The organism is Deinococcus sp. LM3, assembly GCF_002017875.1.
Lineage (GTDB): Bacteria > Deinococcota > Deinococci > Deinococcales > Deinococcaceae > Deinococcus.
Window position 1 is genome coordinate 1,472,432 of the sequence record NZ_MUFV01000001.1, and the last position, 11,419, is coordinate 1,483,850.

Annotated in this window: 3 protein-coding genes; all 3 read left to right on the forward strand. The window is 70.7% G+C overall.

The genetic code is table 11. From position 1 onward, the window contains the following. The first annotated feature begins 80 nt into the window (after positions 1–80). From BXU09_RS06960 to BXU09_RS06970, 3 genes are read left to right on the forward strand one after another with little or no spacing between them, the layout of a single operon-like run. Positions 81–2,945 (forward strand): DUF11 domain-containing protein, encoded by a 2,865-nt coding sequence (locus BXU09_RS06960; RefSeq protein WP_240501067.1) that lies wholly within the window; start codon positions 81–83, stop codon positions 2,943–2,945. Then, the gene (locus BXU09_RS06965) at positions 2,946–7,814 is read left to right on the forward strand and encodes an autotransporter outer membrane beta-barrel domain-containing protein (RefSeq protein WP_078301430.1); all 4,869 of its coding nucleotides are present in this window, start codon (positions 2,946–2,948) and stop codon (positions 7,812–7,814) included. Positions 7,815–7,827: 13 nt separating this feature from the next. Beyond that, positions 7,828–11,400 (forward strand): DUF11 domain-containing protein, encoded by a 3,573-nt coding sequence (locus BXU09_RS06970; RefSeq protein WP_144012011.1) that lies wholly within the window; start codon positions 7,828–7,830, stop codon positions 11,398–11,400. Positions 11,401–11,419 lie beyond the last annotated feature (19 nt).

The following is an 11,419-nucleotide window of genomic DNA, read 5'->3' on the forward strand; positions in this document are numbered from 1 at the left end:
TTTTCCCCGACTCCCTCACCCCCTTCCCTCACAACAAGAGAAGCTGTTTTCATTTATCAGGACACCCTTCGGGAGGCAACGTGCGAAAACCCTCTGTGCTCCACACGCTGACAGCGCTGATTCTGACCCTGGTCGGACCGGCGTACGCGGCGGGCACGCCAGCCGGCACCGTGATCCAGAACTCCGCCGTTCTGGAATTCACGCCGGAAGGCGGCCCGCCCACATCCATTCCCACCCCGCCTGTCGAGACGACCGTCACGGCCGTATGCGCCGCCAGCGTCCTGCCCAACGGCACGGTCGCCGCGCCGGGACAGAGCTTCGACCTGCTGCCCGGCGAGAGTGCGGTCCTGCGCTACGTGGTGGGCAACAGCGGCAACGCCGGCAACACCCTGAACCTGCGCGTCAGCGACGCCGACTCGCAGTTCACGCCCGGCACCCTCACCATTCACGAGGACCTGAACGGCAACGGTCAGATCGACGCGAACGAGCCGGCCATCACGGCCCTCAGGCTGGCCGCCGACGAGACGCGCCCGGTCCTGGTGCGTGTCACGACCGCCGCCGCCAACCGCGGCAGTGCGTACCTGAACCTGATCGCCGACTGCGCCACGAACACCAGTGGCCGCCCCGGCGAGACCGACGACGACAACGTCGCTCGCGTGCGCGTGGGCGAACCGCCGGCCCTGACGCTCGGCAAGACCTTCACGCCCGCCGTGATCCGCCCCGGCCAGGACACCCTGGTGACCCTCACGGCCCGCAACACCGGCCAGGGCGCCTCGCGGCCCGTGACCGTCACGGACTTCCTGAACACCCCCGACATGCGCGACTTCGTGTTCCGCAGCGCCAGCGCCGCCCTGACGGGGGGCGGCGTGATCGAGTACAGCGCCGACGGCAGCAGCTGGTCCGCCAGCGAGACCGCCCCGGTCCGCGCCGTCCGTGCCCGCGCCGACAGCCTCGCGCCCGGCGAGACCCTGACCCTGACCTTCCGCCTGACCGCGCCCGACACCGACCTCGGCACCCGCCGCAACGTCGCGCAGCTGCGCAGCAGCGACGTGAGCGTGGACGCCCCGGCCGACGTGACCGTGCGCTACACGCCCAGCATCGCCCTCGGGCCGATCAGCAACCCCGAAGCGCTGCCCGGCGGTGAACTCAGCGCCGACGACAAACAGGTGCGTCAGAACGCCCTGATCGGCCAGGAAGTCTGCTTCCCCCACACCGTCAAGAACCTCGGGGACCGCCCGGACACCATCACCATCACGGGTCGGATCGCCATCGGCGAGGGCACCATCCGCTTCACCGAGCGTGACGGCACGCCCATCACCGAACCGTTCCTCGTGCCGGACCTCGCGCCGCAGGGCACCCGTGACTTCAACGCCTGCTACGTCACCACCCGCAGCGGCAACAGCAGCGCCGCCGAGGACCTGCGCGCCGAACTGACCGCCCGCAGCAGCCGGGGCGCGGCCGACAACCTGACGGTCGACTGCATCCTGAGCGTCTCGCCCAACCTGCTGGCCCCGGTCAAGACCGGCGACGCCGGCGAGGGCCTCGTCGCGCCGGGACAGGTCATCACCTACACCCTGCGCTTCCAGAACCTGCAGAACTTCCCGCTGACGAACGTGGTCGTGCGCGACAACCTGCGCCGCCTGCAGATCCTGAACGCCGCCGGACAGGTCACGCGCACCGACAGCCTGGAATTCGTCTCGGCCGACCAGGGCGGCCTGCTCGAAGGCGACGAGGTCGTGTGGCGCTTCGCGCGCCTGAACCCCGGCGACAGCATCAGCCTGACCCTCCGGGGCCGCATCCCGGCCACCACCCCCGACGGCGCGCGCATGGTGAACACCTTCACCGTCAGCAGCAGCGAGGTGCCGGAACCCACCCCCTCGAACGAGGTCGTGAACGGCGTGTTCGACGCCGCCAACCTGACGCTCGTCAAGAGCAGCAGTCCCGCCACCGTCGCCTACGGCCAGACCATCACCTACACCTTCACCGTCACCAACCGCAGCGCCACCGCCGCCCTGCAGGAAATCAGGGTCACGGACAACCTGCCGACCGGCCTGAACTACGTCAGCGGCAGCAGCCGCCTGAACGGCGCCGAGATCCTCCCGACCGTCACGGGCCGCGAGTACGTGTGGCGGATTCCCGGCCTGGCTCCGGGCGCGGTCGCCGTGATCACCTTCGACGCCATCGTCACGCCCGACGCCGGCACGCAGATCCGCAACAGCGCCGTCGCCACCGCCATCAGCAACGACGGCCAGACCCAGACGCCGCCCAGCAGCGCCCTGAACGCCATCGACCCGCTGATCTTCGGCCGCAACACCGCCGATCTGGTCGGGTACGTGTTCCTGGACGTGAACCGCAACGGCGTGTACGACCGCGGCACCGACATTCCCTGCCAGAACGCCCGCGTGATCCTGGCCGGCGGCCGCACCGCCCTGACCGACGCCGAGGGCCGCTACCACTTCCGCAACCTGACCGAAGGCACGGCCGCGCTGCGCCTGGACCCCAACTCGGTCGCCGCGCAGAACATCAGCGTCCCGCAGGACGCCGGCCGCCCCGGCAGCCGCCTCGTGTTCGTGCGCAACCTGACCAGCGTGGACTTCCCGCTGGCCCCCCAGGCCGGTGACATCGCCGTGATCCGCGACACCAGCCTGCGCGTGACCAGCACCCTGCCCGGCCAGCCCGAACGCAGCCTGCTGATCCGCAAGTCGCTGTTCATGACCGACGAACCCGGCGAGTACCGCGTGCAGCTGATTCTCAGCGCGGGCGCGGACCTCAGTGGCGTGACCCTGACCGATCCGCTGCCGCAGGGCGCCACCCTGATTGACGGCCAGAACGTCCTGACTTACGACACGCTTGCCAGCGGAGAACGCGCGGTGACCTACCGCTTCCGCTGGGCAGGCGACCCTAAAGGCGCCGTCACCGACCCGACGGCCAGCTGGAGGTACTGAGTGAAACGCGCCATCACCACCCTGACGGCGGCACTCCTCGGCTCGGCAGCAGCGCAGGAAATCGCCACGTCCCTCCCCCTGACCTCCGTCGGCAACAAGCTGATGTGGACGGTCGGAGACCAGGACCTGAGACTGATCGTGGGGCTCAGCTCCCGCGTGCAGCTCGACGTGTACGGCGCTCAGTTCGACCCGCAGGACTACCGCAGCGACGATTACTACGGAGACGAGAACTACTCCACCGAACGCCCCAAGGCCCCGGTCAGCTCGACGTTCACCCTGGTGAACGCCGACGGTCAGGTCGTGCGTGAACAGAACTTCGGCGTGGGCGCCCAGGACTGGCAGACCTTCCTGAACGACGACCTGCCCGCCGGCACCTACACCCTGAAAGTCCGCACCGACGGCAACGGCAAGAACACCTTCGCGTTCCGCCTGAACTCCATCAGCGCGGCCGTCGAGGCCGACCACCTGAACGTCACCATCCGCAGCAACGACTGGGTGCCCGCCCTGAACGTCGCCAACCCCGGCGGCCCCATGGGCATCCGCATGTACGACGGCGACGGGCCGGGCGAACTGGAAGCCGAACTGCGCGACGCGCAGGGCAACGCCTACCCGGTCAAGGTCAGCGGTCAGCTGCAGTGGGACGACATCAAGGTGCCGGAAGCCGCCGGAAACTACACCCTGTACCTGCGTCAGCCGAAAGACACGTACCAGTACTCCAACTCGGTCGGGTTCGAACTCACGACCGGCCCCATCAAGATCGTCACGGCCGACACCACCGGCCGCCTGGAAATCCGCGCCGAACTGGTCCTGCCCGACGAGACGCTGCCCACCCAGGCGAACGTCACGGTCGGCGAGCAGACCTACGACGTGCGCGGCGCGGCCGGACCCTTCACGGTGCCCGTCAAGGAGTACCCGGTGACGGCCGAGCCGATCAAGGGCGCCGAGGTCACGCTGAACGCCCCGGCCGTCACGGTCGTCAAGCAGCAGACCGCCCGCGTGGACGTGCAGGTCAAACCCAGCGTGAACCTGAACTTCGTGGCCGACAGGCCCGAAGTGTGCGTGGGCGACGTGGTCACCTTCACCGCGCGCGCCACCACCGAGTTCGAACGGCAGACCCTGCCCGCCAACCTGCGCGTGAAGCTGCCCGAGGGCTTCACGGCCGCCGGTGAGACGACCGTCACGGCCCGCGTGGACGCCGCCAACCCCGGCGTGCTGACCTTCGAGGCGAAGGCCGAGGCGGCCGGGAGCGGCACCTTCACCGCCACCCTGGCCCCCTGGAACCAGACGCAGGACCTGAAGGTGCAGGTCCTGCCGACCGCCACGCAGATCGAACTGCGCCGCGCGCCGCTGCCCGACACGCTGGCCGGCGAGACCGTCACGGTCACCCTGACCCTGAAGAACACCAGCGGCGTGCCCGCCCCGTACACCCTGACCGACGCGCCCGGCGAGACCCTGGAAGCGCTGGACCCCACCAGCTTCAGCGGCGAACTGCAACCCGGCGAGGAAAAGACCCTCAGCTACCGCGCCCGCGTCAGGGGTGACGGCGGCGCGCAGGGCCAGCTGAACGCCACCCTGAGCAGCAACTGCGCCAGCCAGCAGGTCGTGACTGGCGTGCAGACGGTGCAGACCCCGCCGCCGCCCGCCCCGACCCCGGTCGTGTCGGTCACGCGCGAAAGCAACGTCCGCATTCCCTTCGACGTGCCCAGCACCAAGAACGCCAACCAGGTCATCGTGGCGCACCAGCCGCCCGCCGGGGCCACCTACGTGCCCGGCAGCAGCCAGCTGAGCGGCCGGCCCATCGCCGACCCGCAGGCCGGACCCAGCGGCCGCTACTACTGGACCACGCCCGGCGCGGCGCGCGGCGTCCTGACCTACCGGGTCACGCACGAGGGCAACCTCCCGGCCCTCAGCAGCCCCACCCTGGTCGGCCGGTACGCCGGCGGCGTCCTGAACGTCCTCGTCGGCGACGGCAACCTCGACGACCTGAACAACCTGAGCGGCGTCACGGCCCCCGCCGCCGCCCCCGAGAACGCCGGCGCGCTGAAGCTCCCGCTGGACGGCACGGTGTACCGCGAACGCGACCGCATCACCGTCGCGGTGGAAAGCCCGGCCGACAGCGCCGCGCTGCCCAGCGTGAACGGCGTGCCCGTGGACCCCGCCACCCTGGGCCGCAAGAGCGTGGACGCCGCCACCGGCACCCAGCGCCAGGAGTTCTACGGCCTGCCGCTGCGTACCGGCGAGAACACCGTCACCTTCGGCGACCAGACGGTGCGCGTGTTCCTGGCCGGCACCCCGGTCCGCGCGGACCTGAAGGCCCAGCAGCTGATCGCCGACGGCGTGACGCCCATCCGCATCGCCGTGCGCCTGACCGACGCGGCCGGCCTGACCACCGCCAGCAGCAACGTGACGGTGCAGACCAGTCTGGAACCCACCCAGGGCGACGCCCGCCCGCGCGTGGGCAGCTACCAGGTGAAACTGGTGGACGGCGAGGGCGTGCTGGAACTCGAGCCGCTGTCGGCCCCCACCCGCTTCGACGTGCGCCTGCTGCTCGGCGATAAGGTCGTGACCCGCTCCTTCGAGGCGCTCCCCAGCAAGACCCGCGTCGGCATCGGCATGGTCAGCCTCGGCGCGATCCTCCAGAGCGGCGGCACCGCCGCCGGCGAGGCGCGTGGCCAGGCCTACCTGGAAACGCCGGTCGGGGACGGCAAGCTGTACGTCGCGGCCAGCGGCGCCGTGAACGCCGACCGCAGCGCCGCCGGCGTGACCAGCGTCACGCAGGACCGCACGCAGGGCCTCCCGACCAGCAGCCCGCTCGACCGTTACCCGAACATGGGCGACAGCAGCAGCGAGAGCTTCCCGCTGCAGGGCATCGACCCGGTCGCTGTGCGTTACGAGCACCCGGCCTTCAACGTGCAGTACCGTCAGGCGCCACTGCCCGTCGACGTGTTCAACCTGGGCATCACGCCCACCGCCCTGAGCGGCTTCACGCGCAGCAACCCGCAGGTGTCGGGCTTCGTGGCGGCGCTGCCCGGCGACCTGGTGCGCCGCACCCTGGACGCCCCCGGCACCCGCGTCCTGACCCTGCCCGACAGCGGCCTGCAACCCGACAGCGAGACGGTGGAACTCGTGACCACCGACCCGCGCACCGGCGAGCAGAGTGTCCGCACGCTGGCCCGCCTGACCGATTACACCCTGGACGCCAGCGCCGGCGTGCTGTACTTCCAGCGGCCGGTGGATCTGGTGGACAGCGAGGGCCGCGACCAGCAGGTGCGCCTCAGCTACCGCCTGAACGATCCGCTGGGCGCCCGCACCCTGGCCTGGGGCGTGCAGGGCACCTACCGTGTCAGCGACGCCCTGAGCGCCTCGGCGGCCGCCGTGCAGCTCGACGGCGTGACCAGCGTGGGCGTCCGCGCCCGCTACCGCGCCGACCAGAGCCGCGCGGACCTGCTCACCGCGTACGCCGGTGGGGGCGTCCTCGTGGATGCCGGCGCCAGCCTGACCGGCGAGCGCCTGGGCGTGAACGCCAGCCTGCACTACCAGGGCGAGGACTACCGCGGCCTGAACGCCTCGGCGGCCGGTCTGGGCGTCACGGCCGACGCCAGCTACAAACTCACGGACCGCCTGTCCGTCGCGGCGGCCGCTGCCTACAGCAGCACGCCCGGCACGGACGGCGCGGCCGGCACCAGCGGTGGGCGCGCCGACCTGAAGGGTCTGTACAGCTTCTCGCCGTTCACGCTCGGGGCGGGCATCCGCGCCGGGTTCGGAGACGAGCAGGGCGTGGCCGGTCTGCTCAGCGCCGCCTACACCCAGGGCGGCCTGAGCGTCAGCGCCGAGCACGCCCAGGCCCTGAGCGGCACGCAGGACAGCACCACCACCCTCAAGGCCAGCGTTCCCGTCGCCGAGAACGTCACCCTGACCGCCCGCGACGACATCAACTGGGCCGAGGGCCACCGCGCCAGCCTGGGCCTGCAGTCCCGCCTGGGCATGACCAACCTGAACGTCCACTACGACCTGCCCGGCGCGGACGGCTGGGGCAACCGCGCCCGCTTCGGCGCGGACACCGCCCTGCCCCTGAACGACACCACCAGCCTCGGCGTCAACGGCAGTTACGTGCTGGACCTCGACGGCAACGCCGAGAACACCAGCGGCTGGAACGCCGGCGTGGCCCTGCGCTACAAGACCGACCGCCTCAGCGGCACGCTCGCCGCCGACGCCACCTCCACCGGCGGGACCACTGCCGGCGGGAACTTCAGCGTGGCCCTCAAGGGCGGCGCCAGCTACCGCCTGAACGAACAGCTGACCCTCAGCGCCGACGGCACCCAGGTGTTCGGCGCCAGCAGCGGCAGCAACTACGCCGCGTCGGCCGCGCTGCGCGCCGGGCAGTGGCAGGGTCTGGCGTACCTGCGCTACCGCGACGGCGCGCTGGCCGGCAACACCCCGGAACTGATCGGAGAGGCGAACGTGGAATACCACGTCCCGCGTTACGCCGTGCGCGCCGGAATCGCCGGCCGCAGCCTGCTCGACCAGCCGGGCAGCGCCACGTACCAGGGGTCGGTCAGCGGCACGTACTACCTGACCGAGCAGTTCGGTCTGGGCCTCGCCGCGCGCGGGCTGATCCAGCCGGCCACCGGCTCCAGCCTGCTGAGCCTGGGCCTGGAAGGCAGCTACCGCGCGCTGCCCGGCACCTGGGTCACGCTGGGCTACAACCCGGTCGGCTTCCAGGGCATCGGCACGAACATCTACACGCGCCAGGGCCTGTACCTACGTCTGGACCTGATGCTCGACGACGGCCAGCCGAACGGCCCGAACCTGAGCGCACCGACCTCGCCTCCCTTACCCGAAGAGCCCGCGACCGGGGGAGGGGACTGATATGGGATACCGCATGCCTGCCCTGCTGACACTGCTGAAACGCGCCACCGCCGCCGCCGCCGCCCTGATCGTCGCCGGGAGCGTGGCCGGCGCGACCGGAACCACCGCCGGCACCTGCACGGCCACGACCCCGTGGACCGAGACCTTCGACACGAACACCACCCGCACCGTCATCAGGAACCACGCGTACACCACCTCGGTGAACACGGTCACGGCCACCGCCGGCAAGTACACCTTCTGGAACAGCATCGACCACACCGGCAACGGCGGGCACGCGCTGTACCTGAACGTCACCACCGCCAGCGCCGCCCCGATCCTGCTGTACGAGCAGACCGTCAACGTGCCAGCCGGCTCGGACCTGTCCTACCGGCATTACGCCCGCACGCACCAGACGTCGCCCTCGCGCCTGCGCTACACCCTCACCGAGACCGCCAGCGGCGCGACGCTGGCCACCCGTGACGGCAACACCCTGACCACCGGCTACACCCAGGAGACCCTGCCGACCGTCCGCTCGAACGTCACCCAGGTCACCCTGCGTATCTACAGCCTGAACAGGGGGGTCAGCGGCGACGCGAACGTCCTGAAACTCGACGACCTGAAACTCAGCTGCCCGGTGCCCGCCAAACCCAGCCTGACCATCACCAAGACCGGCAACGGCCCCTGGACGGCCGGGCAGAGCGGCGCCACCTACACCCTGAGCGTCAAGAACGTCGGCACCAGCGCGACCAGCGGCGCGGTCACGGTCAGGGACCTGCTGCCCAGCGGCATCACCGCGCCCGCCAGCTTCACGTCCGGCAGCTGGAGCTGCACGACCAGCGGTCAGACCGTCACCTGCACCGGCACGCCCAACCTGGGGGTCGGCAGCAGCTCGTTCACGCTGCCCGTGCAGGTGCAGAGCGGCGCGCCCGCCAGCGTCACCAACCGCGCCAGTGTCGGTGGCGGCGGCGACCCCGACCCCATCCCCGACCCGGCCGGCTGCACGACCACCGGCGGCCAGTGCGCCGTGTACACCACGACCGTCACCACCCCGCCCCCCGCGCCCGTCACCGGCGTGTGCAGCGCCGCGACTCCCTTCGTTCAGAGCTTCAACGTCGGCGGCGCCAGCGGCGAGGTCCGCAACCACGACTACCGCAGCGACGCGGGCGTCGTGCAAGCCACGGACGGCACCTACACCCTCTGGAAGGACATCGACCGTACCGGCAACGGCGGCTTCGCGCTGTTCATGAACATCCGGAACTTCGAAGGCAAGAACGGCGGCGCCCTGACCACACCGGGCCTGCTGTACGAACAGCGGATCAACGTGCCGGCCGGCGCCGAGGTCAGCTACTCGAACTGGGTCCGCAGCCACTCGAGCACCGCCACCCAGCTGAGGTACGTGTTCCGTGACGCGGGCGGCGCCGTCCTGCGCCAGTTCGACGGCGCGGTCGCCACGACCAGCTACACCCAGCAGACCGTCCCGACCTTCACCAGCCCCGGCCCGCAGGTCACGCTGCAGATCCTGACCCTCAAAGACGGCACGAGCGCCGCCGCGAACGTCCTGAAACTCGACGACCTGAAACTCAGCTGCCCGGTGCCTGCCAAACCCAGCCTGACCATCACCAAGACCGGCAACGGCCCCTGGACGGTCGGGCAGAGCGGCGCTACCTACACCCTCAGCGTCCGGAACGAAGGTCCCGGCGCGACCAGCGGCGCGGTCACCGTCCGCGATCTGCTGCCCAGCGGCATCACCGCGCCCGCCAGCTTCACGTCCGGCAACTGGAGCTGCACGACCAGTGGCCAGACCGTCACCTGCACCGGTACGCCCAACCTGGGCGCCGGCAGCAGCTCCGACCTGACCTTCAGCGTCACCGTGGGCAGCGCCGCCAGCGCCACCCCCACCATCACCAACCGCGCCAGCGTCGGCGGCGGCGGCGACCCCGACCCCATCCCCGACCCGGCGAACTGCGCGACCACCGGCGGTCAGTGCGCCGTGTACAGCACCAGCGTCACGGTGCCGGTCACGCCCCCCACCTGCTCGCGCATCTACGCGCTGACCATCGCCAGCGGCAGTGGCGCCAGCGACGTGAACGGCGTCACCATCCGCGAACTGGACGAGCAGACGAACACCGTGGGCGCCCTCATCGCCACGCTGCCCGACAGCACCAACTCGGCCACGCTGGCCGTGTCCACCAACGCCCGCCGCTTCTTCGTGGCCGACCAGAACAACCGCCTGCGGATCTTCGACACGGTCCTGGGTACCTGGAGTTCCGGCGGAATCTTCAGTGGCGTCACCGACCGACTCGTCCGCATGACCGTCACCAGCACCGGCGTCGGGTACGCCATGGACTCCGGGCGGAACCTGTGGCGCTTCGAGACGGCCAGCCCGTACACCGTCACGGCCCTCGGCCAGCTGAGCGCCACGACCGCCGGCGCCCCCAGCTTCAACATCAACGGCGACTTCTTCGCCGACAGCAGCGGCAAACTGTACATGATCAGCAGCGCGACCGGATCGGCCGCCATCGACCTGTGGCTGGTCGTGCCCGACACCCTGCGCGCCGAGTACCTGGGGCGCCTGAGCAACCCGTCGACCGGCTCGCAGTTCAACGGCATCGCCGCCAGCCCCAGCGGGATCTACGCCCGCGACAACCAGGGCCGCCTCGTGAAGATCAACCTCGCGGACGTCAGTTACACCCCGGTGGGCAGCAACACCCTGGGCTCCACCGACCTGGCCAGCTGCACCTTCCCGGTCATCGCGCCGTCCCTGAGCGCCGTCAAGAGCGTGAAGAAGGTCGCAGGCACCACCGGTGACAAGGTGCAGCCCGGCGACACCCTGGAATACCAGGTGATCGTCCGGAACAGCGGCACCCTGCCCGCCGGCGGCGTGACCTTCCAGGACGCCCTGCCCGCCGGCACCGCGTACGTGCCGGACAGCGCCCGCGTGAACGGCTTTACCACCACCGTCACCGGCCAGAACACCACCAGCCTGGGCGGTGCGGCCTACCCCTTCGCGCAGCCGGTCGGGATCTGCAGCGCCGACGGCGCCGCCTGCACCACGCAGGTCCTGAAGATCGACTCCACCACCACGCTGGACAACGAGGCCGTCGTGACCTTCCGCGTGACCGTGGTCAGCCCCTTCACCCTCGATCCCGCGCAGGTGCGGAACGTGGCCCGCGTGGACTTCGCCGGCGGCCCCAGCACCGGCGTGCCCAGCAACGAGGTCGTCACGCCCGTCTACCAGCCCGCGAAACTGACGGTCGCCAAGACCGTGCGTAACTTCACGCGGAACGGCGCCGTCGGGACGACCGGTGAAGGCAACCCCGGCGACGTGCTGGAGTACTGCATCACCACCACCAACGTGGGCGGCCTGAACGCCACGAACATCAGCTTCAGCGACGTGGTGCCCAACAACACCACCTTCACCGTCGCCGGCTTCGGCGCGGGCAAGGACATCCGCCTGACGCCCGCGAGCGGCGAGGTGTTCTACACCGCCGATGCCGACGCCGACGCCGGCCAGCTGAAAGACGGCAAGGTGCTCGTGCAGGGCGGCAGCTTCGTCCTGGCCCCCACACAGAGCGTCACCATCTGCTTCCGGGCCACCATCCGCTGACCCCCACCGACCTTCCCTG